Origin of the sequence: Ramlibacter sp. 2FC (genome assembly GCF_005503345.1) — a bacterium.
Classification (GTDB): Bacteria; Pseudomonadota; Gammaproteobacteria; order Burkholderiales; family Burkholderiaceae_C; genus SCMQ01.
Genome location: NZ_SCMM01000006.1, coordinates 38,547 through 64,535, shown reverse-complemented (window position 1 = coordinate 64,535; position 25,989 = coordinate 38,547). Strand labels below are relative to the sequence as shown.

Below are 25,989 nucleotides of genomic sequence, written 5' to 3'. Positions count from 1 at the left end.
GCCATTTCCCCTCAAGGTGCTCCCATGTCGCTCATCGCCTCCCTGGGCGCGATCGAGATCGGCCTGATCTTCGGACTGGTCGCGCTCGGCGTCTTTCTGTCGTTCCGCGTCATCAATTTTCCCGACCTCACGGTGGACGGCAGCTTCCCGCTGGGCGGCGCGGTCGCGGCCGCGCTGATCGTCGCGGGCTGGAACCCGTTTGCCGCCACGGCCATGGCCATCGTGGCCGGCGGCGCGGCCGGCTACCTCACGGCCTGGCTCAACGTGCGCCTGCGCATCACCCAGTTGCTGGCCAGCATCCTGGTGATGATCGCGCTGTACTCGGTCAACCTGCGCGTCATGGGCAAGCCCAACGTGGCGCTGATCAGCGAGCCCACGCTGTTCAGCCTGCTGGCCTTCGCCGACCTGCCCGAGTACTGGCTCAAGCCGCTGATCCTGCTGGCCATCGTGGTCCTGGCCAAGCTGCTGCTGGACCTGTTCTTCGCCTCCGAGACCGGCCTGGCCATGCGCGCCACCGGCGGCAATCCGCGCATGGCGCGTGCCCAGGGCATCTCGACCGACCGCCTCACGGTCTGGGGCCTGGCGCTGTCCAACGCCCTGGTCGCGCTGGCCGGCGCGCTGTTCGTGCAGACCCAGGGCGGGGCCGACATCTCCATGGGCGTGGGCACCATCGTGATCGGCCTGGCCGCGGTCATCATCGGCGAGACCCTGCTGCCCGCGCGCAGCCTGTGGCTCACCACCCTGGCCTGCGTGCTGGGCGCGGTGCTCTACCGCTTCTTCATCGCCACCGCGCTCAACACCGACTTCATGGGCCTCAAGGCCCAGGACCTGAACCTGGTCACCGCCGTGCTGGTGGCCCTGGCCCTGCTGGTGCCCGGCTCCCAGCGCAAGCTGGCGCGCCTGCTGCCGGTGGGGCGCCGCCCCGTGACCGTGAACCGCAAGGAGGCCAAGTGATGCTGTGCGCCAAGAACCTCGAGCTGACCTTCCACCCCGGCACACCGATCGAGAACCGCGTGCTGCGCGGCCTCAGCCTGGAGATCCCGGCCGGCCAGTTCGTCACCGTGATCGGCTCCAACGGCGCCGGCAAGTCCACCTTCCTCAACGCGGTCAGCGGCGACCTGATGGTCGACCGCGGCAGCATCGAGATCGCCGGCGTCGACGTCACGCGCAAGGCCGCCTGGCAGCGCGCTCAGCTCGTGGCGCGCGTGTTCCAGGACCCCATGGCCGGCACCTGCGAGGGCCTGACCATAGAGGAGAACATGGCGCTGGCCAGCCAGCGCGGCGAGCGCCGCGGCCTGGGGCTCTCGCTCAACCGGGCCCTGCGCGAGCAGTTCCGCGCGCAGCTGGCCACGCTCAAGCTGGGCCTGGAGATGCGCCTGGCAGACCGCATCGGCCTGCTCTCGGGCGGCCAGCGCCAGGCCGTGAGCCTGCTGATGGCCTCGCTCAAGCCCTCGCGCATCCTGCTGCTGGACGAGCACACGGCGGCGCTGGACCCCAAGACCGCGGCCTTCGTGCTCGAGCTCACGGCGCGCATCGTCGAGGGCGCCGGTCTCACCGCCATGATGGTCACGCACAGCATGCGCCAGGCGCTGGACTACGGCAGCCGCACCGTGATGCTGCACGAGGGCCGCGTGATCCTCGACGTCTCGGGCGAAGAGCGCAGCAACATGGGCGTCGAGGACCTGCTGCACCTGTTCGAGAAGACGCGCGGCGAAGCCCTGGACGACGACAAGCTGCTGCTCGCCTGAGCACCCCTGACGGAAGGAAAGAATGCCATGAAAGAACTGTTGAACCGTTTCGAAACCAAGGCCCCGCAGATCGTGTTCGAGTGGCACGACGACCAGACGCCGGCGCGCGGCTGGGTGGTGATCAACTCGCTGCGCGGCGGCGCCGCCGGCGGCGGCACGCGCATGCGGCCGGGCCTGGACCGGCGCGAGGTCGAGTCGCTGGCCAAGACCATGGAGGTCAAGTTCAGCGTCAGCGGCCCGGCCATAGGCGGCGCCAAGTCGGGCATAGACTTCGACCCGGCCGACCCGCGCAAGGACGGCGTGCTGCGCCGCTGGTACAAGGCCGTGATGCCCCTGCTCAAGACCTACTATGGCACCGGTGGCGACCTCAACGTCGACGAGGTGCATGAGGTGATCCCGATCACCGAAAGCCATGGCCTGTGGCACCCGCAGGAGGGCGTGGTCAACGGCCATTTCCTGCCCAGCGAGAGCGAGCGCGTGCAGAAGGTCGGCCAGCTGCGCATGGGCGTGGCCAAGCGGGTCGAGGACCTGCGCTACACGCCGGCGCCCGAGCGCAAGTACCGCGTGGCCGACCTGATCACCGGCTGGGGCGTGGCCGAGTCGGTGCGCCACCACCACCGCCTCTACGGCGGCCGGCTCGAGGGCAAGCGCGTGATCGTCCAGGGCTGGGGCAACGTGGGCGCGACCGCGGCCTACTACCTGGCCCAGGCCGGGGCCCGCGTGGTCGGCATCATCGACCGCGAGGGCGGGCTGCTCGCGCCCCAGGGCCTGGATTTCGAGCAGGTGCGCGCGCTGTTCCTGGGCCGCAAGGGCAACCAGCTGGCCGCCGAGGGCCTGCTGCCCTTCGACGAGGTCAACCGCGCGATCTGGCAGGCCGGGGCCGAGATCTTCCTGCCCTGCGCCGGCTCGCGCCTGGTCACGCGCGGGCAGCTGGACCAGCTGGTCGCGGGCGGTCTCGAGCTCGTGGCCAGCGGCGCCAACGTGCCGTTCGCCGACCCCGAGATCTTCTACGGTCCCATCTACGAGCAGGCCGATGCCCAGGTCTCCGTGGTGCCCGACTTCATCGCCAACTGCGGCATGGCGCGCGCCTTCGCCTTCCTGATGCAGGGCGACGCCGAAGTCTCGGACGCGGCGATCTTCGGCGACGTCTCGGCCACCATCGCCCAGGCGCTGGAGCGCTGCCACGCGCGCTCGCCGGCGCGTACCGGCATCGCCCGCACTGCCTTCGAGATCGCGCTGGACCAGCTGGTCTGATACGGTTTTGCATGCAATGAGATAGCCTCATCGCGCTGCGACGCGGTGCCGTGTTCCGTTCATGTCCCCCGGCGCCGGCCTTCGGCCGCCGCCTCCTCCTTGACTTCACTGCACACGACACCGCGCCGCAGCGCTCCAGCCGACGTCGTGGTGTGCGAAGCGATGGCGTGGGAGCGCTGGTGGACCCGAAGGGGAGGGTGGGTGAACGGCGCAGTGAAGTCAAGGAGGAGACGAGGGCGGCACGCCCTCGTCGGGGGACATGAACGGAGCCGTTCGCCCGCCCTCCCCGCTTCACTCGACGCAGTGAGGGACTTCTTCTTCTGGTCGCAAGTCGGTATGAGCCGTCGCCGCTCAGGCGGCCGGGCTGCCCGGCAGCGGCCGCCCCTCGAGCAGCTTGACCAGGCAGTGCAGCACGCGGTTGACCGGGGTCGCGATGCCCAGCGCCTCGCCGCGGCGCAGCACCAGGCCGTTGAGGTGGTCGATCTCGCTGAGCTTGCCGCGCGCCAGGTCCTGGGCCGTCGACGAATACTGGGTCGGCATGGTGCGCGCGATGCGCTGCACCGCCTCCCAGGTGTCGTCCGGCACCGTGACGCCGCAGCCCTGGGCCACGGCCAGGCATTCCTGGACCGCGTCGCGCATCACGTCCTCCACGCCCTGGCCCTGCACCAGGCGCCCGTAGGGCAGCTGGGTGATGGCCGACAAGGCGTTGTATGCGCAGTTCAGGATCAGCTTGGCCCACAGCGCGCCGGCCACGTTGTCCGAGACCTGCACCGGCACGCCGGCCGCGGCGAACTGCGCGACCAGGGCTTCGCTGCCGGGCAGGGGGCCGATCACCAGCTCGCCGCGCCCGTGGTGCTTGACATGGCCGGGCCCGGCCATCTCGGTGGCCACGTAGACCACGGCCGCCACCACGCGCTGCGGCAGCAGGGCCTGCAGGCGCTCGGCGTTGTCCACGCCGTTCTGCAGGCTCAGCACCAGGGCGCCGGGCGCCAGGTGCGGGGCCATGGCCGCCGCGGCTTCCTCGGTGTCGGTGGACTTGACGCAGCACAGCACGAGCTCGGCGCCGCGCACGCCCTCGGCTTCGGTGCTGGCCTGCATGGGCACATGGGCCTCGAAGCCCTGCGTGTCCAGCCACAGGCCATCGCGCCGCACGGCCTGCACATGCTGGGCCCGCCCGATCAGCGTCACCTCGTGGCCCGCCCGCGCCAGCGTGCCGCCGTAATAGCAGCCCACCGCGCCCGCGCCCATCACTGCGATCTTCATGTGTTGCTCCAAGAAACAATTCGCGACATCGTAGCGGCACCGGCGGCTCAGGCACGCAGCCGCCGCGCCAGCCCCCGTCCCCCTGCGCGCATCAGCGCATCGTGGTTCCAGCGGAACAGCGGCCTGGTCAGCGGCGCGAGCAGGTTCATCCACAGCGGCGTGGTGCGCACCTGCCAGTCGTGGCGCACCTGGGTCAGGCCGCCTTCGGTCCACAGGCGGCAGCAGCCCCGGCCTTCGAGTTCGCCCTCGACCTGGCCCTCGATCCGGCGCAGCGGCTCGATGCGGGTCACGCAGGTGGTGAAGCTCAGGCGGTAGGGCAGGGCGCTCTTGCAGCGCCACAGCCGGCGCGCGCCCAGGCCGTGGGCGTCGCCCGGCGCGAGCGTGACCACGCTTTCTATGCCTGGCCACCAGGTCGGCCAGGCCTCGGCGAGCACGATGGCCTCCCACACCGGCGCCAGCGGCGCCTCGAACTGCCACAGCGTGGTCAGGCGGTAGGAGGTGCTGGCGGCGGGGGGCATGGGGCGGCGCTGGCTCAGGGCGCGAAGACCTGCGCGGAAAAGACGGGGTTGGTCTCGATCTCGTCCATGGTCACGGTTTCGATCGGCGCCCCGCCGGGGCCGAAGCTCTCGACCTGGAGCGGAAACAGGGTGTCGCGCGCGAACCAGACCCGATAGCGCTGCACGCCGGCCACGCTGGTGCTGGCGTCGCCGGCAATCTCCCAGCCGCTGGCCTGCCGCCCGCCCACGGCGGCCTCGCCTAGCGGCGACAGGCGGCCGCGCGCGCGCAGGGCCTGCAGGTTCTCCAGCAGGGCGCCGACGTCGGAGCGGTCGATGCGGTGGCCGTGCCGCTCGCGCAGCAGCGGGCTGTCCGGGGCCAGGCGCAGCCTGGGCCAGCGGCCCGGGCCGAAGGGCCACAGGCTGATCCGTTGGGCCTCGGGGTCGTAGACCAGGACCAGGCCGCGGTGCGGCTCCAGGAACTCCATCCTCACCCAGCCCGGGCGGCGGAAGAAATAGCGCAGCTGCTGCCGCTGGCCGTCGGCCGCGGTCGAGCGCAGTATGAGCTGGTAGCCGCCCAATGCCTGGAAACGGGCCTGTGCCTCGTCCAGCGGGTCGGCCATGGCCTCAGCGGTCAGGGCCAGGGCGAGCAGCAGGCCCCATCGCACCGGCTACTCCCGCACCTGCAGCAGCCCGGCCATGCCGCGCTCGCGGTGGCTCTTGAAGCCCAGCAGCCGGTTCGGACAGAAGAACGGGTAGTCGCCGGCCGGCAGGGTCAGGCGCACGGTCTTGGGCTCGCTGCCCATGGCCACCTCGGCCAGCGGCTGGCCGTCCGGCCCCTCGAGCACGAAGCGGTGCGGCACGATGCCGGGTTCCATCTGCAGCGTGATCTCCAGCGGCTGGCCGGCGCGCGCGGCGATGCGTTCGGGGCGGAAGAAATAGCTGCCGCCGACCAGGGTCAGGCGCTGCACGCCGTCGGCGTCGAGTTGCGCGGGGCTGGGCGGGGTGTCGGAGGCGGCCTGGGCCGCGCCCGACAGCGCGAGCAGGGCGCAAAAGAGGGCGAGGGGGGCAGAGCGCATGGCGGCATCTCCTTGACTCGGCCGCCCCAGTCTACCAAGCGCGGCCTTCGCGCGCAGCCCCCTCCCGGATCAGCGGTTCAGACCTTGCCCTTCCAGGGCACCAGCACCTTCTCGAGGTGGCGCATCAGCATGTCGAAGGCGAAGGCGAACAGGCCGATCACGATGATGCCCATGATCACGATGTCGCTGGCCAGGAACTCGGCGGCGTTGAGCACCATGAAGCCCAGGCCGCGCGTGGAGGCCACCATCTCGCCGGCCACTAGCGTGGTCCAGCCCACGCCTATGCCTATGCGCATGCCGGTGAAGATCTCGGGCAGGGCGGATTTCAGGATCACGTGCCAGATCACCTGCATGCGCGTCGCGCCCATCGAGTAGGCGGCGTGGATCTGCTCGATCGAGACCGAGCGCACGCCCGAGCGCGCGGCGATCGCCATGGGCGCGAAGATGGCCAGGAAGATCAGGTAGACCTTGGAGAACTCGCCTATGCCGAACCAGATGATGACCATGGGCAGGTAGGCCAGCGGCGGCAGCGGGCGGTAGAACTCGATCAGCGGATCGAAAATGCCGCGCGCCACGCGGCTCACGCCCATCAGCACGCCGATAGGGATTGCCGTGAGGCAGGCCAGGGTGAAGGCGCCGAACACGCGCGTCAGGCTGGTCAGCGTGTGCTCGAGCAGCGTGGCGCCGGCGAAGCCCTCGGTCGAGACCTGGACCAGCTTGGCCAGCACCGCCTGCGGCGAGGGCAGGAACAGCGGCTTGACCCAGCCCATCTGGGTGACCAGTAGCCACAGGCCCAGCGTGGCCAGGACGGTCGCCGTGGCGATGCCGCCGGCGCGGCCCTGGCCGGGGGCGCCGAACTGCTCGCCGGGGCGCGCCGAGCGCTTGGCGAACAGGCGCCGCAGCAAGCCGCTGGAATGCATGGGGTTCATGGTCGGTGCCTGGGTGATGGAAACCGCGCCGCGTTGCCGCTTGCGGGATGCTGCAATCTTAGGCATGGAGAGCCTCCTTGTGTGCATGGCCGGCGCGCTCGTCGCCGTAGATGATGCCCAGCACGGTCTCGCGCATCTCGATGAAGTCGGGGCTGGACTTGATGGCCCGCGCGTCGCGGCTCTCCAGGAAACGCCGGTTGAAGTCCAGCTCGTAGCGGTGCGTGATGCGCCCGGGCCGCGGCGACATCACGATCAGGTGCGAGGCCAGGAACAGGGCCTCCTCCACGCTGTGCGTGATGAAGAAGAACATCTTGTTCGTCTGGCGCCACACGTCCAGCAGCAGCTCCTGTATGGTCTCGCGCGTCAGCGCGTCGAGCGCCGCCATGGGCTCGTCCATCAGCAGCATGGCCGGGTTGCAGGTCAGCGCGCGCGCAATGCCCACGCGCTGCTGCATGCCGCCCGAGAGCTGGTAGATCATGTGCTTGTGGAAGTCCTGCAGGCCTACCAGCCTGAGGTTGCGCGCGGCGCGCTCGCGCCGTTCGGCCTTCGGGCAGCCCTGCAGCTTGAGGCCGAATTCGGTGTTCTCCATCACGCTGAGCCAGGGCAGCAGCGCGTGCTTCTGGAACACCACGCCGCGGTCGGCGCCCGGGCCCTCAATGCGCCGCCCGCCCAGCAGCATCTCGCCCTGGGTCGGCGAGATGAAGCCGGCCATCAGCGACAGCAGCGTGGTCTTGCCGCAGCCCGAGGCGCCCAGGGCCACCACGAAGTTGCCCGGGTCGATGGTGAGGTTGATGTTGTCGAGCGCGTGCACGCGCTCGCTGGGATCGCGTCCCGGGTAGACCACGCTGACACCCTGGACACGCAGCTGTTCGAGGCTCATGGCGGCTTCTCCTCAGGGGGCTTGCTTGAGCTTGAGCGCGGCCTCGACGTATTTCGAGGTCACGAAGAGGCTGTAGTCGGGCGCGACGGCGTCGATGCGCTTTTGCTCCTTGAGGAACTCGGCGGTGAACTTCAGCGCCTTGGCTGCGCCGCCGTCCTTGCCGCCGCCCAGCCAGGCCGGCGAGGCCTGTTGCTCGGCCGTCGGGTAGGCGTAGAGCTTGACCGCGTCGGCGATGTCGCGCGGCTCGCCGCCGATCTTGGCGGCGATGGCCTTGACCTGGGGCGAGGCCGCGTCCCAGGCCGCCGGGTTGGCGCGGAAAGCGGCGTCGGCCTCGGCCAGGGCCTTGACGAAGCGGGCCATGAACTCGGCGTTGGCCTCGCCCCATTTCTTCTGCACCGCCATGCCGTCGAAGGTGGCCTTGCCCTTGCGGCTGAGCTCGCCCGAGGTGATCAGCACCTTGCCGCTTTGCTTGATGCGGCCCAGGGCCGGGTCCCAGACGAAGGCCGCGTCGATGTCGCCGCGCTCCCAGGCCGCGGCGATCTGGTTGGGCTGCATGTTCAGCACTTGCAGCTCGCTGGGCTTGATGCCCCACTGCTCGAGCGCGTACATGGCGTGGAAATGCGTGGTCGAGACGAAGGGCACGCCCAGCTTCTTGCCCTTGAGGTCGGCCGGCTTGGCGATGCCCGAGCCGTTGCGCACCACCAGGGCCTCGGCCTCGTTGATGTCGTCCAGGATCCAGAACAGCTGCAGCTCCACGCCGCGGCTGACGGCAGCCGCGAGCGGGCTGGAGCCGATCACGCCGATCTGCACGTCGCCCGAGGTCATGGCGGTCGCCACCTTGGCGCCCGACTCGAACTGGCGCCAGTGGATCTTGTAGCCCGTGGCCTTCTCTATGCTGCCGCTGCTCATGGCGGCGATCATGGGCCCGGCGATCTGCTGGTAGGCGATGGTCACCTCCTTGCCCTGCGCCAGGGCGCCCTGGGCCCCTCCCAGGGCGGCGGCAATGCCGATCGCCAGTGCGGCGCGGCGGCTCAATGCTCGAATGCTGCTCATGTCTCGTCTCCGAAGTGGATGTTGATTGGCGTGCAAAATTGCTAAACTGAATTGACAGCTTGGTCTGCAAGCGCTTGAAGTTTGGTCGGCATGCCGGCGCGTCGATAGCGCCAGATGCGACCAATCGATGAGACCACCTTGGCACCATCGCCGTGCCTCAGGGAAAGTCCCAGGGTCGGCAAGTTCCCGTTCCGGTGCAATCGCGCCACTTCATCACCGCAGTTTGACACGATGGCCCAACACCTGAACGATGCCTTGTGGAAGCAGTTGCTGCAGCGTTCGGCGCGCCAGAACCTGAGCCTGCAGGCTCAGATCCGCGAAATGCTGGCCAGCGCCATCCTGGACGGCCAATTGCCCGCCGGCGTGCCCATCCCCTCCAGCCGCGAGATGGCCGAGCAGCTCGGCGTGGCGCGCAACACCGTGGTGCTGGCCTACCAGCAGCTGGCCGACGAGGGCTACCTGATCTCGCGCCAGCGCAGCGGCCATTTCGTCAACCCGGAAATGCTGACCGGCCACATGCCGGCCGAGCGCGCCCGGCCGGCGCCGCCCGCGTCCAGCCCGAACCGCGAGCCCGACTGGTCGCGCCGCTTCAAGCAGCGCCCTTCGCTGCAGCGCAGCATCGTCAAGCCGGCCAACTGGCAGCAGTACCCCTATCCGTTTCTCTACGGCCAGTTCGACCCCATGCTGTTCCCGACGGCCGACTGGCGCGAGTGCTGCATCAAGGCGCTGAGCGTGCTGGACATCCGCGAGTGGGCGCCCGACCAGATCGCGCGCGACGACGAGGCCCTGGTGCAGCAGATCCGCACCCGCGTGCTGCCGCGCCGCGGCGTCTGGGCGCAGGCCGACGAGATCGTGATCACGGTGGGGGCCCAGCACGCGTTGTACTCGGTGGCCGACCTGCTGGTGCGCGAGGGCACGCGCGTGGGCATGGAGGACCCGGGCTACCCGGACGCGCGCAACATCTTCGCCAGCCGCAGCTCGCAGCTCGTGCCGCTGCGCGTGGATCGCGAAGGCCTGGTGGTCGACCAGGTGCTGCGCGGCCTCGACTACGTCTACACCACGCCCAGCCACCAGTGCCCCACCACGGTGACCATGCCGCTGGAGCGGCGCGAGGCCCTGCTCAAGCTGGCCGACGAGTCCGACCTGATCCTGATCGAGGACGACTACGAGAGCGAGAACCGCTTCGACGGCGAGCCCACGCCCGCGCTCAAGAGCCTGGACCGCAGCAACCGCGTGATCTACGTCGGCAGCCTGTCCAAGACCCTGGCGCCGGGCCTGCGCATAGGCTACGTGGTGGGGCCGGTCGAGCTGATCGCCGAGCTGCGCGCGCTGCGCCGGCTCATGCTGCGCCATCCGCCGGCCTACATCCAGCGCGCCTTCGCGCTGTTCCTCTCGCTGGGCCACCACGACGCGCTGCTGCGCCGGCTCGCCGCCGCCCAGCGCGAGCGCGCGGGCCTGCTGCGCGCCGCCCTGGCCCGCCACCTGCCGCAATGCGAGGTCGTTCCGGCCTCGGGCGGCGGCTCCTGCTGGGTGCGGCTACCCGAGGGCCTGAGCGCCACCGAGCTGGCGACGCGGGCCCTGGCGCTGGGCGTGGTGATCGAGCCCGGCGCGGTCTTCTTCATGGCCGAGCCGCCGCCGGCCGCGTTCTTCCGCCTCGGCTATGCCTCGATCGCGCCCCAGGCCATAGAGCCCGGCATCGAGGTGCTGGGCGGTCTGGTGCGCGATCTCGAGCGCGAACGCGAGCGCCGGCGCTGACCGGGGCTGGGGCCGCGGCTGGCCCCAGCGAATCCGCGCATCTGGCGCTATGGCCGCGCCAGGCCTGCGCCTACGCTTCGAGTCACACACCTCAGTAGACCGGAGCTGCAATGAGCCAACCTTCGCCGGGCGAGCAAGTCGACGCCGCCACCCTGCAATCCTTTGCCGATGCCTGGAACCGCCACGACATCGACGCCCTGATGTCGTTCATGACCGACGACTGCGTGTTCCAGGCCGCGGCCGGCCCCAGCGCCTGCGGCGCGCGCCACGAGGGCCGCGAGGCCGTGCGCGCGGCCTTCGCACAGGCCTGGGTCAACTTCCCCGACGCGCAATGGCGCAACGGCCGCCACTTCGTCGCGGGCGAGCGCGGTGTCTCCGAGTGGACCTTCACCGGCACCCGTGCCGACGGCACGCGCATCGAGGCCGACGGCTGCGACCTGTTCCAGTTCCGCGACGGCCTGATCGCCGTCAAGAACGCCTTCCGCAAGGACCGTCCGCCACTGCAAGGAGCCTGAGCCATGGATACCTGGCTGTTGCGCAATCCCGCCGGCCCCCAGGGCCGCCACGCCGAATCAGACCACCTGCGGCCGTCCAAGCCGCTGTCGGCCTTCGACCCGCAGTACGACCCCCTGGTCGCGCCGCACCCCGGCCACGGTCGCGACTATGCGCCCACCTACTGGGTGGCCAGCGCCGGCCAGCCGCCCGCGGACGACGGTCCCATCACGCAAGACACCGACGCCGACGTGGTCATCGTCGGCTCCGGCTTCACCGGCCTGGCCACGGCGCTGTTCCTGGCGCGCGAGCATGGCATCAAGGCCACCGTGCTCGAGGCCAACCAGAGCGTCTGGGGCTGCACCAGCCGCAACGGCGGCCAGGGGCAGAACGCCAGTGGCCGGCTCTACCGCTCGCAGTGGATAGAGCGCTGGGGCAAGGCCACGGCGCTCAAGCTCGACGCCGAGATCCGCGCCGGCTTCGAGACCTTCAAGAGCCTGGTCTCCGAGTTCCCCTGCGACGCCCAGCCCGGCGGCCACCTCTACCTGGCGCACCGCGACAAGAAGATGGACTTCCTGCGCAACGAGGCCCGCGTGATGCGCGAGGTGTTCGGCTACGACACCCGCATGCTCAGCCCCGCCGAGCTGCGCGAGCAGTATGTCGACGAGGCCGAGGCGCGCGGCGCCATGCTCGAGCCCGACGGCGTGGGCGTGCACCCGCTGAAGCTGGCCTTCGGCTACCTGCGCGCGGCGCGCGCCCTGGGCGTCAAGCTGCACCCGGCCAGCCCGGTGCTGTCCTGCGAGACGCGCAACGGCGTGCACCACCTGCGCACGCCGGGCGGCACGGTGCGCGCGCGCGCCGTGGGCTTCGCCACCGGCGGCTACACCAGCAACGGTCTGCACAAGAGCCTGGACTCCAAGATCATGCCGGTGCTGTCGAACTCGCTGGTCACGCGCCCGCTCACGCCGGCCGAGCTCGAAGCCACCGGCTTCAAGACCAACATCTTCATCACCGACACGCGCACGCTGCGCTACTACTACCGCAAGCTGCCCGACAACCGCGTGCAGATCGGCAGCCGCAGCGCCATCACCGGCGCCGATGCGCCCCACCCGCGTCACATGCAGGTGCTGGTCGAAGGCCTGCACCGCAAGTTCCCGGCGCTGCGCGGCATAGACATAGACCATTCCTGGTGGGGCTGGGTGGACGTGAGCCACGACATGATGCCGCGCGTCTGGCAGCCCGACGCCAAGCAGAGCGTGTTCTACGCCCTGGGCTATGGCGGCAACGGCGTCAGCTTCTCGGCGCATGCCGGACGGCGCATGGCCGAGCGCATCGCCGGCAAGCCGAACCCGGCCTTCGAGCTGCCGATCTACAACTCGCCGCTGCCCTATCCCAACGTGTTCAACCTGGTCGAGTCGCGCGCCTTCGCGCCCTTCCGGCGGCTGGGCCAGCGCTTCCTCTACCACTGGTACCACTTGCGCGACGAGCACCTGTGAGCCATAACGACAAAACCAAACTCCGGGAGACAGCCATGAGCGACACCCTCAAGACCTCCGCCCTCGGGCGCCGCCAGTGGCTGGCCGGCAGCGCCGGCGCCCTGGCCGCCGCCGGCCTGGCCGGCTTCAGCGGCAAGTCCGCGGCGCAGGCGGCCGCGGCGCCCGTGGCGGCCAAGCCGTTGCCCGCCTACGCGGCCTGGAAGGACCCCGCCAGCCTGATCGTGCACAGCGCCGGCACCCTCGAAACCAAGCGCAGTGCCTTCGGCACCAGCGTCGTCACGCCGGCCGAGCGGCTCTACGTGCGCAACAACCTGCCGGCGCCCGACGCCTCCATCCTCGACGACCGCGAGGGCTGGCAGATCGCGATCGAGGGCGTGAAGCAGCCGCGCAGCCTCACGCTGCGCGAGCTGCGGACCCTGGGCGTGGAGACCGTGGCCACGGTGCTGCAATGCTCGGGCAACGGCCGCGGCTTCTTCCCCAACAAGCCCAGCGGCACGCCCTGGACCGTGGGTGCGGCCGGCTGCGTGCTGTGGAGCGGCGTGCCGCTCAAGGCCGTGGCCCAGGCCCTGGGCGGCGTGGACCAGGGCATGCGCTACCTCACCGGCACCGGCGGCGAGAAGTTGCCCGAGGGCATAGACCCCAAGAGCATCGTGGTCGAGCGCTCGCTGCCGATACGCGCGCTCGAGGACGCGCTGCTGGCCTGGGAGATGAACGGCGCGCCGCTCTCGCTCGCGCACGGCGGGCCGCTGCGCCTCATCGTGCCCGGCTACACCGGGGTCAACAACATCAAGTACATCCGCCGCCTGGCCTTCACCGCGGCCGAGACCGACGCGCGCATCATGTCGCACGGTTACCGGATCTCGCCGCCGGGCGCCAAGGCCGACCCCAGCCAGCCCTCGGTGCTCGAGATGGGCGTCAAGTCCTGGATCAACGCGCCCGAGGGCGAGCTGCGGGCCGGCCTGGTGCAGATCCACGGCGTGGCCTTCGGCGGCCTGCACGCGGTGCGGCGCGTCGAGGTCTCGCTGGACGGCGGGCGGCGCTGGCAGGAGGCGCGCTTCGTCGGCCCGGACCTGGGCCGCTTCGCCTGGCGCCAGTTCGTGCTCGAGGCGCGGCTCGCGCCGGGCCGCTACCAGCTGGCCAGCCGCGCCACCGACATGGCGGGCCATGTGCAGCCCGAGGCCCGGCTCGAGAACGCCGGCGGCTACAACAACACCAGCTGGGCCGACCACGCGGTCCAGCTCACGGTCGCATGAGGCCGCGCGCTTGCGCACTGCGGCGCCTGGCCGCGGCCCTGGGCCTGGCCGCTGCGGCGCTGCCGGCCCTGGGCGCCGGCGAGGCCGAGCAGATGGCGCTGGGCAGGAAGCTCTTCACCCAGGCGGCCCAGCCCGCCTGCGCCCTGTGCCACACGCTCAAGGACGCGGGCAGTCAGGGCGCCGTGGGCCCGGTGCTCGACGAGCTCAGGCCCGACGCCGCGCGCGTGGCCAGCGCGCTGCGCAACGGCCTGGGCAGCATGCCGGCCTACAAGGACAGCCTGTCCGAAGCCCAGATCCAGGCGCTGGCGCTCTACGTGTCGCGCGCCAGCGGCGCGGCGCGCTAGGCCTCGCCGTCCCTTTCTCGCGCCGCCAGCTCCGGCGGCGGGTCCCCAAAAGCTTCTGCGCACGGCCCCGCCGCACCGGGTCCGTGCGCGCCTGCACCCCAGGGGGGCACGCACCCGTGAAAACCCCAGGCCTCTGGCCCCATCGAATGCGGGCGTTTGGCTCTACGCCGCACCGGTGGCCTTGACGAGACTTCGTTGCATGCCAAGCCGTTCCGCGCTGCACGAATACTCCAGGAGACAAACCATGCCAACCCCCCAAGCCCCCCGGCGCCGCAGCCTCGCCGCGCTGCTCTGGCTGAGCGCCGCGCTCGCCGCTCCCTGGTCCGCCGCCCAGGCACAGGAGGCGCCCAAGCGCGGCGGCACCCTGGTGGTCGGCTACACGCAGACGCCGCGCCATCTCAACGGCGCCGTGCAGTCGGGCGTGGCCACGGCCCTGCCCTCGACCCAGCTGTTCGCGAGCCCGCTGCGCTTCGACGACAAGTGGAACGCCCAGCCCTACCTGGCCGAGAGCTGGGCCCTGTCCAAGGACGGCAAGTCGCTGACGCTGAACCTGCGCAAGGGCGCGCTGTTCCATGACGGCAAGCCCATCACCTCGGCCGACGTGGCCTTCTCCATCATGGCCATCAAGGCCAACCATCCGTTCACCACCATGCTGGGCCCGGTCGAGAAGGTCGACACGCCCGACCCGCAGACAGCCATCGTGCGCATGAGCACGCCGCACCCGGCCATCGTGCTGGCCATGTCGCCGGCCCTGTGCCCCATCCTGCCCAAGCATGTCTACGGCGACGGCCAGGACCTCAAGAGCCATCCGCGCAACAGCACCGACATCGTGGGCTCGGGCCCGTTCAAGTTCGTCGACTTCAAGCCCGGCCAGCGCGTCACGCTGGAGCGCTTCGACAAGTTCTTCCTGGCCGGCAAGCCCTACCTGGACAAGCTGGTGATCGACTACACGCCCGACGCCTCCAGCCTGATGCTGGGCTTCGAGCGCGGCAGCATACAGATGCTGCCCATGGTCAGCGTGCCTACCGACCTGCGGCGCCTGAAGGACAACCCGCAGGTCACGCTCACGCCCAAGGGCTACGAAGGCATAGGCGCGCTCAACTGGCTGGCCTTCAACACCGCGCGCAAGCCCTTCTCCGACCCGCAGGTGCGCAAGGCCATCGCCACGGCCATCGACAAGAACTTCGTCGCCAAGGCCTTGATGGGCGGCTTCGCCCAGCCGGCCGACGGCCCCATCGTCGCCGCCAGCCCTTTCGCGACCGCGGATGTCGTCAAGTACCCGGTGGACCTCAAGAATGCCGCCGCCATGCTCGACGCGGCGGGCTACAAGCCGGGCGCCAACGGCGAGCGCTTCAAGCTGACCATAGACTACGCGCCGGGCAGCGACGACCAGCAGAAGACCGTGGCCGAGTACGTGCGCGCCCAGCTCAAGAAGATCGGCGTCATCGCCGAGACGCGCGCCTCGGCCGACTTCCCGGCCTGGGCCAAGCGCATCGCGAGCCAGGACTTCGACCTCACCATGGACGTGGTCTTCAACTGGGGCGACCCCATCATCGGCGTGCACCGCACCTACCTGTCGAGCAACATCAAGCCCATCGTCTGGACCAATACCCAGTCCTACAACAACCCCAAGGTCGACGAACTGCTCAACGCCGCCGGCGGCCTGCTCGATGCGACCCAGCGCAAGGCCTATTACGCGACCTTCCAGAAGCTCGTCACCGACGACCTGCCCATCCACTTCATCAACCAGGTGCCCTTCCACACCGCCGCGAGCAAGAAGCTGGGCAACCTGCCGACCACGATCTGGGGGCCGCTGGCGCCCTACGACGAGGTCTACCTCAAGTAAGCGGCGACTCAGGAGAGCTTGATGCGTGCCCTTCAATTCGCGCTGTCGCGCCTCAGCCAGGCCCTGGCCCTGGTGCTGGCCGTGGTGGTGCTCAACTTCGTGCTGGTGCATGCCGCGCCCGGCGACCCGGTGGAAACCATCGCCGGCGCCAGCGGCGGCATGAGCGAGGAGCTCAAGGCCGAGCTGCGCAGGCAGTACGGGCTGGACCAGCCGCTGCACACCCAGCTGGGCGTCTACCTCGGCAAGGTGGCGAGCGGCGACCTGGGCCATTCCTACTTCTTCAACCTGCCGGTGGCCGAGCTGATCGCCGAGCGGGTGCCGGCCACGCTGCTGCTGGTCCTCAGCGCGGTGCTCGGCGCCTTCGTGGTCGGCACCACGCTGGGCGTGCTGTCCTCGCGCAAGCCCAACGGCCTGCTGTCGCAGTGCATCAACGCGCTGTCGCTGGTCGGCTTCGCGGCGCCGGTGTTCTGGACCGGCATCATGCTGGTGCTGCTGCTGGCCTCGGCCCTGCCGCTGTTCCCGATCTCGGGCATGCGCGCCATCGACTCGGCCGGCGCCAGCGGCCTGGTCGATGCGCTGGACGTGCTGCACCACCTGGTGCTGCCGGCCCTGACCCTGGGCCTGGTCTACCTGGCGCAGTACAGCCGGCTGTCGCGCGCTTCCATGCTGGACGTGCTGGGCTCGGACTACATCCGCACCGCGCGCGCCAAGGGCCTGGCCCAGCGCGTGGTGCTCTACAAGCATGCGCTGCGCAACGCCGTGCTGCCCGTGGTCACCATCCTGGGCCTGCAGTTCGGCAACGTAATGGCCGGCGCCATCCTGGTCGAGACCGTGTTCAACTGGCCCGGCCTGGGCCGCCTGGCCTTCGAGTCCGTGCTGCGGCGCGACTACCCGACCATCCTGGGCGTGCTGCTCTTCTCGGCCATCGTGGTGGTGGTGATGAACCTGCTGACCGACTACGCCTACCGCCTGATCGACCCGAGGATCAAGACATCATGAAGACCAGCCTGACCCTTCCGCAGGCACAGGGCAAGCCCAGCCCGGCGCCGCGGCTAGCGCCCGCGCGCGGCTACAGCCCCACACGCGAGGCGCTGCGCATGTTCGCGCGCAACCCCTCGGCCATCGCCGGCAGCCTGCTGCTGGCGATGGTGCTGGCCCTGGCCCTGCTCGGGCCCTGGCTGTGGCCGGCCGACCCCTTCGAGATCGTGGCGGCGCCGCTGACGCCGCCGTTCAGTGCCGAGGCCTGGCTGGGCACCGACTACCTGGGCCGCGACGTGCTCGCGGCCCTGATCCACGGCGGCCGCGCCACCCTGCTGGTCGGCGTGGTCGCGGCCCTGCTCTCGGTCAGCATAGGCGTGACCCTGGGCGCCATGGCGGGCTACTACGGCGGCCGCGTCGACGCCCTGCTGATGCGCGTGACCGAGTTCTTCCAGGTGCTGCCGGCCCTGCTGTTCGCCATGGTGGTGGTGACGCTGTTCTCGCCCTCGCTGCTCACCGTGACCCTGGCCATAGGTGTGGTCAGCTGGACCGGCACGGCGCGGCTGGCGCGCGCCGAGTTCATGAAGGTGCGCGGCATGGAGTTCGTGCGCGCCGAGCGCGCCATAGGCGCGCGCGACGCACGCATCATCTGGAAAGTCATCCTGCCCAATGCCTTCCCGCCCCTGGTGGTCTCGGCCACGCTGGCGGTCGGCTCGGCCATCCTGTTCGAGGCCGGCCTGTCCTTCCTCGGCCTGGGCGACCCCAACCAGATGAGCTGGGGCCTGATGATAGGCTCCAGCCGCCCCTACGTGCTGACCAGCTGGTGGGCCGTGGCCTTCCCCGGCGCGGCCATCTTCCTCACCGTGCTGGCCGTCAGCCTGATCGGCGACGGCCTGAACGACGCACTCAACCCCAAGCTGAGGGAACGCTGATGGCTACCCCCGACACCCTGCTGCAGGTCGAGGACCTGCAGGTCGAATTCAGGACGCGCCGCGGCACGGCCCTGGTGCTGGGCGGCGTGGACTTCGAGGTCCGGCGCGGCGAGACCCTGTGCGTGGTCGGCGAGTCCGGCTGCGGCAAGAGCATGACCGCCCTGGCCCTGCTGCGCCTGATTCCCTCGCCGCCCGGACGCATACGCGGTGGCCGCATCCGCTTCCAGGGCGAGGACCTGCTGCAGGCCAGCGAGGCGCGCATGCGCGAGGTGCGCGGCAACCGCATCTCCATGATCTTCCAGGAGCCCATGACCTCGCTGAACCCGGTCTACACCGTGGGCGACCAGATCGCCGAGTCGCTGCGCCTGCACGCCGGGCTGGACGCCAAGCAGGCGCGCGAGCGCGCCATCGAGATGCTGCGCCAGGTCGGCATCCCGGCGCCCGAGCGGCGCGTCGACGAATACCCGCACCAGATGTCGGGCGGCATGCGCCAGCGCGTGATGATCGCGATGGCCCTGGCCTGCCGGCCCGACATCCTGATCGCCGACGAGCCGACCACCGCGCTCGACGTCACGGTGCAGGCCCAGATCTTCGACCTGCTGCGCGAGCTGCAGCGCGACAAGGGCACGGCCATCGTGATGATCACGCACGACATGGGCGCGGTGGCCGAGATGGCCGACCGCGTGATGGTGATGTACGCCGGCCGCGTGATCGAGCAGGGCCGGGCCGAGCAGGTGCTCTCCCGCCCCGGCCACCCCTACACCCAGGGTCTGATCGACTGCCTGCCCGAGCTCGGCAGCAGCCGCCATGCCGAGCGCGTAGAGCTGACCGAGATCGCGGGCGTCGTGCCCTCGATCTGGGAGATCGGCAGCGGCTGCGCCTTCCGCGAGCGCTGCCCGCATGCCATGGCGCGCTGTGCGGCCGAGGTGCCGCCCATGCTCGAAACCGGCGCCGGCCACGGCGTGGCCTGCTGGCTGCAGGCGCAACCCTTGCGGAGGGCAGCATGATGAGAGCCAATTCCTCCCCGCTGCTCCAGGTCAGCGACCTCAAGGTGCATTTCCCGCGCGCCCGCACGGGCTGGCTCAAGCCGCCCGAGGTCGTGAAGGCCGTGGACGGCGTGTCCTTCGAGATCGCGCGCGGCACCACGCTGGCCGTGGTCGGCGAGTCGGGCTCGGGCAAGACCACCACGGCCCTGGCGGTGATGCGGCTCGCGCCCATGAGCTCGGGCCAGGTCACGCTGGGCGGCACCGACCTCGGCACGCTCGAAGGCGAGGCCTTGCGCCAGGCGCGCAGGCGCGTGCAGATCATCTTCCAGGATCCGTTCTCCTCGCTGAATCCGCGCCAGCGCGCGGGCGACGCGGTGCGCGCGCCGCTGGACCTGATGAATGTCGGCACGCCGGCCCAGCGCACCGAGCGCGTGGCCGAGCTGTTCACCCAGGTGGGCCTGCGGCCCGAGCAGCAGCAGCTGTTCCCGCACCAGTTCTCGGGCGGCCAGCGCCAGCGCATCAACATCGCGCGGGCGCTCGCGACCAAGCCCGACCTGGTGGTCTGCGACGAGCCGGTCTCGGCGCTGGACGTGGCGATACGCGCCCAGATCCTCAACCTGCTGGCGCGGCTGCAGCGCGAGCTGGGCCTGACCTATCTGTTCATCTCGCACGACATGGCCGTGGTCGAGCACCTGTGCGACGAGATCGCCGTGATGTACCTGGGCCAGATCGTCGAGCGCGCGCCGCGCCGCGCCTTCTTCGCCAACCCGCTGCACCCCTACAGCGTGGCCCTGATGTCGGCCGTGCCCACGGTCAAGGGCGGGCGCGAACGCGCGGCCCAGCGCATACGCCTGGTCGGCGACCCGCCGAGTCCTATCGCGCCGCCGCCCGGCTGCCGCTTTGCCGGACGCTGCCCCGCGGCCGAGCCGGCCTGCGCGGCCGAGCTGCCGCCGCTGCGCGAGCTCACGCCCGGCCATTGGGTGCGCTGCCGGCGCATCGAGGTGGTCGGCGGCGTGGCCAGGCCCCTGCTGTTCCTGCCCAAGGCGGCTTGACATGAAGGGTCCTGAACTGCTGATCCAGGGCGCGCGGCTGTGGGGCGGGCCGCGCGCCGACCTGCTGGTCCGTGGCGGGCGCATCGCCGCCCTGGGCACCGGCCTCGACGCCGGACCGGACACCGAGCGCATCGACGCTGCGGGCTGCCTGGCCCTGCCGGGCTATGTCGATGCCCATGCCCATGTCGACAAGACGCTGTGGGGCCTGCCCTGGCAGCCGCACCAGGCCGGGCCCACGCTGCTCGACCGCATAGAGAACGAGCGCCGCGTCATGAAGGAGCTGCGCCTGTCCTCCGAGCTGCAGAGCGCGCGCCTGCTGCGCCACATGGTGGCGCGCGGCACCACCCATGTGCGCACCCATGTGGACGTGGGCCTGGACATGGGCCTGGCCTACCTGCACGGCGTGCAGGCCATGCATGCCGCGCACAGCGAGTTCATCGACCTGGAGATCGTCGCCTTCCCGCAGACCGGGGTGATGATCCGCCCCGGCACCCTGGACCTGCTGGACCAGGCCGTGCTGGCGGGCGCGCAGGTGATAGGCGGGATAGACCCCATAGGCGTGGACCAGGACCCCAAGGGCCAGCTCAACGCCATCTTCGCGATCGCCGAGCGGCGCGGCTGCGGCATCGACATCCACCTGCACGACCGCGGCGAGACCGGCGCCATGACGATCGCGATGATTGCCGAGCGCACCCGCACCCTGGGCCTGAAGGGCAGGGTGGCGATCAGCCACGCCTTCTGCCTGGGCGGGCTGGAGCCGGAGCGCCTGGAGCAGATGATCGAGCTGCTGCTCGACAACGACATCGCCATCATGAGCCACGGCCCGGTCGGCGGCATCCCCTTCCCGCCGGTGCGCCTGCTGGCCGAGCGCGGCGTGCGCCTGTTCACCGGCTCGGATGGGGTGCGCGACTGCTGGAGCCCGCTCAACACCGGCGACATGCTGGAGCGCGCCTACCTGATCGCCTACCTCAACGGCTTGCGCGACGACCCCGGCCTGGAACTGGCGCTGCGCATGGCCACCTACGGCGGCGCCCAGCTGATGGGCGCCCAGGACTATGGCCTGGAGGTCGGCTGCGCGGCCGACCTGGTGCTGGTGCCGGCCGAATGCGCGGCCGAGGCCGTGGCCCTGCACCCGCGCCCGCGCTGGGTGCTCAAGCGCGGCCGCGTGGTCGCGCGCGACGGCCGCGATCTGCTGCCGCCGCTGGACTGAGCTTCTCCCTACCCCTGACCCCATCGCCCCGCATGCCCACCACCGTCTACGTCGCCCGCAAGATCCTCACCCTCAACCCCATGCAGCCCGAGGCCAGCCATGTGGCGGTGCGCGAGGGGCGCATCCTGGCCGTGGGCGACCTGGCCGCCATGCGCGCCTGGGGCGACTTCGAGCTCGACGAACGCTTTGCCGACAAGGTGCTGATGCCGGGCCTGGTCGAGGGCCATTGCCACCTCAAGGAAGGCGGCATGTGGAGCCTGCCCTACCTGGGCTGGTTCGAGCGGCGCGACCCGCAGGGCCGCGTCTGGCCCGGCCTGCGCTCCATGGACGCGGTGGTGGCGCGGCTCGCCGAAGTCGACCGCCAGATGCAGGACCAGGGGCAGGCCGCCGACGCGCCGCTGATCGCCTGGGGGTTCGACCCGATCTATTTCGGCGCCGAACGCATGAGCGTGGTCCACCTGGACCGCGCCTCGGCCACCCGGCCCATCGTGATCGCCCATGCCAACGGCCATTTGATGAACGTCAGCAGCGCCATGCTGCGCCTGGCCGGCATCACGCGCGACTGCGAGATCGAGGGCGTGATCAAGTTCGCCAACGGCGAGCCGACCGGCGAGCTGCAGGAGCCGGCCGCCATGTTCCCGGTGCTGCGCAAGGTCGGCAACGCCGGCCTGCTCGCGCCCATGGACGACGCCGGCATGGAAGGCTTCGCCGCGATCGCGCGCATGCAGGGCGTGACCACCGCGACCGACCTGGTCAACAAGCTGGGCGAGGCCGACTGCGCGACGCTGGAGCGCGCCTGCGCGCGCGAGGACTACAGCGTGCGCATCCTGCCGGCCTTCCAGGCCTTTCACGGCACGCATGGCGCCAGGGAGGGCGCCGAGCATGTGCGCACGCTGATGGCGCGCAACAGCGACCGCCTGCGCTACGGCCTGGTCAAGATGATGCTCGACGGCTCGATCCAGGGCTTCTCGGCGCGGCTGCGCTGGCCGGGCTATTTCAACGGCGCGCCCAACGGCATCTGGGTCACGGCGCCGGCCCAGTACGAGGCCGACTTCGAGACCTATCACCGCGCCGGCCTGACCATCCACAGCCACACCAACGGCGACGAGGCCAGCGAGGTGGCGCTGAACGCGATCGAGCGCGTGCTGGCGCGCCACCCGCGCCCCGACCACCGCCACACGCTGCAGCATGGCCAGATGATCGACGCGGCCCTGTTCCGCCGCATGGCGGCGCTGGGCCTTTGCGCCAACCTGTTCGCCAACCACCTCTGGTACTGGGGCGACCAGCATGCAGAGATGACCATGGGTCCGGACCGCGCGCAGCGCCTGGACGCCTGCGCCAGCGCGCTCGCCGCGGGCGTGCCGCTGGCCATCCACTCGGACGCGCCGGTCACGCCGCTGGGCCCGCTGTTCACCGCCTGGTGCGCGGTCAACCGGCTCACGCCCAAGGGCCGCGTGCTCGGCGCGGCCGAGCGGCTGAGCGTGCCGCAGGCCCTGCACGCGATCACGCTGGGCGCGGCCTGGACGCTCAAGCTCGACCACGAGATCGGCAGCATCGAGTGCGGCAAGCGCGCCGACTTCTGCGTGCTCGAGGACGACCCCCTGGTCATGGACCCGCTGCGCCTCAAGGACCTGCGCGTCTGGGGCACGGTGCTCTCGGGCCGCGTGTTCGCCGCGGGCTAGGTGGCGATGACGCCCGGCATCCCCTTCACCGTGATCGGCGGCTTCCTCGGTGCCGGCAAGACCACGTTGCTCAACCGCCTGCTGCGCGCTGCGGCGGGGCGGCGCTTGGCCGTGCTGGTCAACGACTTCGGCGCGCTCAACATCGACGCCGGCCTGGTCGCCTCGAGCGCCGGCGACACCATCGCCCTGACCAACGGCTGCGTCTGCTGCAGCATCGGCGGCGACCTCAGCGCCGCGCTGATCAAAGTCCTGGAGGCGCAGCCGCCCTTTGACGCCGTGCTGGTCGAGGCCAGCGGCGTGTCCGACCCCTGGCGCATCGCCCAGCTCGGCATGGCCGCGCCCGAGCTGGTGCTGGACGGCGTGATCGTGCTGGTCGACGCCAGTGCCGCGCTGGCCCAGGCCGCCGACCCGCTGCTCGCCGATGCGCTGCGGCGCCCGCTGGCCCAGGCCGACCTGGTGGTGCTCAACAAGACCGACCTGGTGGCCGACGGCGCCGGGCTGCAGCGCGTGCGCGACTGGCTGGCCGAGGCGGCGCCGCGCGCGCCGGTCTGCGAGACCGTGCAGGCCGAGCTGCCGCTGGCGCTGCTGAGCGGCGCGGCCCTGCCGCATGCAGAGGCCTGCGCCGACCCCGGCTGCGGCCATGCCCACCATGGGCCGGAAGCCGGGCCCGACCACGGCGGCCAGTTCGAGACTTGGTGCTACCGGCCTTCGGGTCTGATGTCGGCCAAGGTCCTGCGCGCGGTGCTGCGCGACATGCCGGCCGGTGTGCTGCGCCTGAAGGGCATCGTGCGCACCGACGAGCATGGCTGGGCCGAAATCCAGTTCGCGGGCCGGCATGGCGCGCTGCGCCCGGCGGGCGGGGCGCCAGCCGAGGGCGCGGCCGTGGTCGCCATCGCCCTGGCCGACCGGCTGCCAGCGACCGCCCTGGATGCGGTCTTCGGCGCCGCGGCGGCGCAGGCACAGGTATGAGCGAGCGCTTCGACGACATCGTCGTCGACGGCTCGGCCATGCCCACCTGGTCTCGGGCAACACCAACGCGCCCATCGTCATGACGGCCGAAAAGGCGGCCGACATGGTGCGCGAGGATGCGCGCGCGTGACGGCGGGTCTTGCCACTCATGCCCGAGTGGTGCATCTTTGGCCCCATGAAATCTGCGACCACCGTCCACGAAATAGAACCCGGGCGCCGCCTTGACGAATCCCTGATCCGCTCGCTCCATGCCTTGCTGCAGGAAGCGAGTGTCTCGGGAGCCGCGATGCGGCTGGGCATTGCGCAACCGGCGCTCAGCCGGCATCTGAAGGCGTTGCGGGAATTGACGGGCGACGCCCTGCTGGTGCGCGTCGGCAACCGCATGGTGCTGACCGAGCAGGCCGAATCGCTGCGGGCTCCGGTGCGCAGGATTCTCGCTGACCTTTCCCTGCTGAGCGGCGGTGGCAATGAGTTCTGTCCTGCGACGGCGCGGCAGCGCTTCGTTCTGGCCGCCTACGATTTTCTGCCACGGCCTTTCTACGCCGAGCTCATACGCCGAGTGTCCCAGGCGTCACCGGATTCAGAGATTGTCATCCGTGGACTGGGCGAGCGGTTCGCTTACTACAAGCAACTGGGCGAGGGTGACATCGACATGGCAATCACGGTCTGGCCTGAACTGCCGCCGCACCTGCGCGCCACCCGTCTTCTGAGCGACGAATTCGTGTGCGTCGTGCGGGAAGGACATCCGCTGACGCAAGCGCCGCTGACGCTGGAAGCCTACCGCCGGGCGGCGCACCTGGCGTCTCTCGAGCAGTTGGCTGGGCAAGGGTCGGTGATGGACGCGCTGCTGGCGGAATTGGGGGTGTCGGTCCATACCGCCGTGCGAACCCAGTTTCTCGGCCTGGCGCCCGAGATCCTGGCCAGCAGCGATCTGGTCTTCTCGACCGGTCGGCTGTTCGCCGAGCAGCTCGCGCGCGACCATGCGCTGAAACTGCTGCCGTTCCCGGTGGCCATCAAACCCTTGCGCTACAACCTGGTCTGGCACGAACGGACGCACAGGAATCGCGCGCTGGCGTGGTTCCGCTCGGAACTCGTGGCGGCGGCCCGCGCCTTGAAGCGCGCAACGGACCGGTCATAACAGCCCTGCTATAGGCCAAAGTACTTCAAGCGGTCTGGCGTTCGACGCATCGACTGCTTAATGTTTGGACATCCTCATCCAAGGAGTCCCAAGACATGCCAGCTATCCCCTCGCTCATCACGCAGTTGCCTAAAGTGGAACTGCACTGCCATCTGGCCGGAACGCTGCGGCCGGCGACGCTCGCAGCGCTGGCCGGCAAGTATGGCCAGCCTCTGCCCCGGCCGGTGGAAGAGCTGTATGTCTACCGCGACTTCTATGACTTCATCGACCTGCTGCGGCTGGTTGCCCGGGTGCTGCGGCGTCCAGAGGATTTCGAATGGGTGGCGTATGAAGCCATCGAGGACGCGTTCCGGTCGAGCAATGTCCGTCACATCGAGATGTCGTTCAATCCCCAGTACTTCATTCCCGCGGGCGCCGCCTATGCGGCGCAGGTCGAAGGGCTGGTCGCGGGCATCGAGGCCGCGGAGCGTGACTTCCCCGTCTCTGCCTTGCTCCTGGCTTCTTTCGACCGCGAATGGAGTGTCGCCAGCGCCAACGAAACGATGGACCTGATCGTTGGTCACCGGCACGAGCGCATCGTCGGCATTGGCCTCGACGGCCCGGAGCGCGCCGGCCCACCGGCACGCTTCGAGGACATCTATAGGCGCGCGACGCGGGCCGGCCTGAAGAAGACCGCGCATGTCTGCGAAGACAACCAGACGCTCGCCGAGGCGCCGCCTTCGAACTTCGACGCCTGCCTGGACATTCTTCACTGCGATCGTCTGGACCATGGCTACAACCTGCTGGCTTGTGAGTCGGCCGTGCACCGTGCGCGCGACAGCGGCATCTATTTCGCCGTCTGCGGCATCACGAGCGTCGCGGCGAACCGGTCGCGCCGCTTGGCGGCCATCGAGCGCATGACCTCGGCCGGTCTCCAGGTCACGCTGAACACCGACGACCCTGCGATGTTCCATACGGACTTGGCCCACACCTACCGCCATGTTCTCGAGGGGCTGAACTGGGGCTGGGACGAAGCCAAGCGCTTCAGTCTGGCCGGTGTGGACGCCTGCTGGCTGGACGCTGCCGCGAAGGCCGAGCTGCGCCAGGATTTCCTGTGCCAGATCGCTGCGCTGGAAGCCCCGTCCCCGAATCACGAAACCGTTTGATCCTGCCCAGA

General features: G+C 70.4%; 25 protein-coding genes. 18 read left to right on the top strand and 7 right to left on the bottom strand.

Translation table 11 applies throughout. The features are described 5' to 3' along the window. Positions 1-24: 24 nt before the first annotated feature. From FFS10_RS04450 to FFS10_RS04440, 3 genes are read left to right on the top strand one after another with little or no spacing between them, the layout of a single operon-like run. On the top strand, positions 25-954 hold the full coding sequence (locus FFS10_RS04450) for an ABC transporter permease (RefSeq protein ID WP_137891914.1): 930 nt from the start codon (positions 25-27) through the stop codon (positions 952-954). Then, a complete protein-coding gene (locus FFS10_RS04445) occupies positions 954-1,748 on the top strand; it encodes an ABC transporter ATP-binding protein (RefSeq protein WP_137891912.1) in 795 nt (264 codons plus the stop codon). The genes FFS10_RS04450 and FFS10_RS04445 overlap by 1 nt, the downstream gene beginning before the upstream one ends. 27 nt (positions 1,749-1,775) lie before the next feature. Then, positions 1,776-3,002 carry a Glu/Leu/Phe/Val dehydrogenase dimerization domain-containing protein gene (locus FFS10_RS04440; protein WP_137891910.1) on the top strand — a complete coding sequence of 409 codons (1,227 nt, stop codon included), beginning with the start codon at positions 1,776-1,778 and terminating at the stop codon, positions 3,000-3,002. Positions 3,003-3,353: 351 nt separating this feature from the next. On the opposite strand, the gene FFS10_RS04435 is transcribed toward FFS10_RS04440, so the two are convergent. The 7 genes from FFS10_RS04435 to tauA all read right to left on the bottom strand — a co-directional run bounded on the left by FFS10_RS04435 (position 3,354) and on the right by tauA (position 8,700). Next, positions 3,354-4,265 carry a ketopantoate reductase family protein gene (locus FFS10_RS04435; protein WP_137891908.1) on the bottom strand — a complete coding sequence of 304 codons (912 nt, stop codon included), beginning with the start codon at positions 4,263-4,265 and terminating at the stop codon, positions 3,354-3,356. Between the two features lie 47 nt (positions 4,266-4,312). After that, positions 4,313-4,783, bottom strand: coding sequence for an SRPBCC family protein (locus FFS10_RS04430; protein ID WP_137891906.1), 471 nt, complete (start codon positions 4,781-4,783; stop codon positions 4,313-4,315). 14 nt (positions 4,784-4,797) lie between these two features. Then, the gene (locus FFS10_RS04425; RefSeq protein WP_212744085.1) at positions 4,798-5,427 is read right to left on the bottom strand and encodes a LolA family protein; all 630 of its coding nucleotides are present in this window, start codon (positions 5,425-5,427) and stop codon (positions 4,798-4,800) included. Positions 5,428-5,430: 3 nt separating this feature from the next. After that, entirely contained in the window at positions 5,431-5,838 is a 408-nt protein-coding gene (locus tag FFS10_RS04420; RefSeq protein ID WP_137891904.1) for a cupredoxin domain-containing protein, read from the bottom strand. A gap of 77 nt (positions 5,839-5,915) precedes the next feature. Continuing rightward, positions 5,916-6,758, bottom strand: coding sequence for an ABC transporter permease subunit (locus tag FFS10_RS04415; protein WP_212744089.1), 843 nt, complete (start codon positions 6,756-6,758; stop codon positions 5,916-5,918). A gap of 67 nt (positions 6,759-6,825) precedes the next feature. Beyond that, positions 6,826-7,647, bottom strand: a complete 822-nt coding sequence (locus FFS10_RS04410) for a taurine ABC transporter ATP-binding protein (protein WP_137891900.1) — start codon at positions 7,645-7,647, stop codon at positions 6,826-6,828. Between the two features lie 12 nt (positions 7,648-7,659). After that, a complete protein-coding gene (gene tauA, locus FFS10_RS04405) occupies positions 7,660-8,700 on the bottom strand; it encodes a taurine ABC transporter substrate-binding protein (RefSeq protein WP_137891897.1) in 1,041 nt (346 codons plus the stop codon). Positions 8,701-8,931: 231 nt separating this feature from the next. Between tauA and pdxR the strand changes: the two genes are divergently transcribed. From pdxR to add, 15 genes are all read left to right on the top strand, one after another. Then, complete coding sequence (pdxR, locus tag FFS10_RS04400) at positions 8,932-10,455, top strand: MocR-like pyridoxine biosynthesis transcription factor PdxR (RefSeq protein WP_137891895.1); 1,524 nt, start codon at positions 8,932-8,934, stop codon at positions 10,453-10,455. A gap of 110 nt (positions 10,456-10,565) precedes the next feature. Beyond that, positions 10,566-10,970, top strand: a complete 405-nt coding sequence (locus tag FFS10_RS04395; RefSeq protein WP_137891893.1) for a nuclear transport factor 2 family protein — start codon at positions 10,566-10,568, stop codon at positions 10,968-10,970. Between the two features lie 3 nt (positions 10,971-10,973). Beyond that, positions 10,974-12,443, top strand: a complete 1,470-nt coding sequence (locus tag FFS10_RS04390) for an NAD(P)/FAD-dependent oxidoreductase (RefSeq protein ID WP_137891890.1) — start codon at positions 10,974-10,976, stop codon at positions 12,441-12,443. Between the two features lie 35 nt (positions 12,444-12,478). Then, a complete protein-coding gene (gene sorT, locus FFS10_RS04385) occupies positions 12,479-13,696 on the top strand; it encodes a SorT family sulfite dehydrogenase catalytic subunit (protein WP_137891887.1) in 1,218 nt (405 codons plus the stop codon). Continuing rightward, positions 13,693-14,040, top strand: a complete 348-nt coding sequence (gene sorU / locus FFS10_RS04380) for a SorU family sulfite dehydrogenase c-type cytochrome subunit (protein ID WP_137891885.1) — start codon at positions 13,693-13,695, stop codon at positions 14,038-14,040. The genes sorT and sorU overlap by 4 nt, the downstream gene beginning before the upstream one ends. A 244-nt stretch (positions 14,041-14,284) precedes the next feature. Next, a complete protein-coding gene (locus FFS10_RS04375) occupies positions 14,285-15,886 on the top strand; it encodes an ABC transporter substrate-binding protein (RefSeq protein ID WP_137891883.1) in 1,602 nt (533 codons plus the stop codon). 21 nt (positions 15,887-15,907) lie between these two features. After that, the gene (locus FFS10_RS04370; protein WP_137891881.1) at positions 15,908-16,885 is read left to right on the top strand and encodes an ABC transporter permease; all 978 of its coding nucleotides are present in this window, start codon (positions 15,908-15,910) and stop codon (positions 16,883-16,885) included. Next, the gene (locus FFS10_RS04365; protein ID WP_137891879.1) at positions 16,882-17,796 is read left to right on the top strand and encodes an ABC transporter permease; all 915 of its coding nucleotides are present in this window, start codon (positions 16,882-16,884) and stop codon (positions 17,794-17,796) included. The genes FFS10_RS04370 and FFS10_RS04365 overlap by 4 nt, the downstream gene beginning before the upstream one ends. Beyond that, positions 17,796-18,803 (top strand): ABC transporter ATP-binding protein, encoded by a 1,008-nt coding sequence (locus FFS10_RS04360; protein ID WP_137891877.1) that lies wholly within the window; start codon positions 17,796-17,798, stop codon positions 18,801-18,803. Before FFS10_RS04365 ends, FFS10_RS04360 begins: the two co-directional genes overlap by 1 nt. Next, a complete protein-coding gene (locus FFS10_RS04355; RefSeq protein WP_137891875.1) occupies positions 18,800-19,834 on the top strand; it encodes an oligopeptide/dipeptide ABC transporter ATP-binding protein in 1,035 nt (344 codons plus the stop codon). The genes FFS10_RS04360 and FFS10_RS04355 overlap by 4 nt, the downstream gene beginning before the upstream one ends. Before the next feature lies 1 nt (position 19,835). Beyond that, positions 19,836-21,044 carry an amidohydrolase family protein gene (locus tag FFS10_RS04350; RefSeq protein ID WP_137891873.1) on the top strand — a complete coding sequence of 403 codons (1,209 nt, stop codon included), beginning with the start codon at positions 19,836-19,838 and terminating at the stop codon, positions 21,042-21,044. Positions 21,045-21,076: 32 nt separating this feature from the next. Continuing rightward, positions 21,077-22,726 carry an amidohydrolase gene (locus FFS10_RS04345; RefSeq protein WP_137891871.1) on the top strand — a complete coding sequence of 550 codons (1,650 nt, stop codon included), beginning with the start codon at positions 21,077-21,079 and terminating at the stop codon, positions 22,724-22,726. A 6-nt stretch (positions 22,727-22,732) separates the two neighbouring features. Continuing rightward, the gene (locus FFS10_RS04340; RefSeq protein ID WP_137891868.1) at positions 22,733-23,695 is read left to right on the top strand and encodes a CobW family GTP-binding protein; all 963 of its coding nucleotides are present in this window, start codon (positions 22,733-22,735) and stop codon (positions 23,693-23,695) included. A gap of 175 nt (positions 23,696-23,870) precedes the next feature. Beyond that, a complete protein-coding gene (locus tag FFS10_RS04335; RefSeq protein WP_171016015.1) occupies positions 23,871-24,833 on the top strand; it encodes a LysR family transcriptional regulator in 963 nt (320 codons plus the stop codon). Positions 24,834-24,928: 95 nt separating this feature from the next. Further along, positions 24,929-25,978, top strand: a complete 1,050-nt coding sequence (add, locus tag FFS10_RS04330; protein WP_137891864.1) for an adenosine deaminase — start codon at positions 24,929-24,931, stop codon at positions 25,976-25,978. Positions 25,979-25,989: the final 11 nt, after the last annotated feature.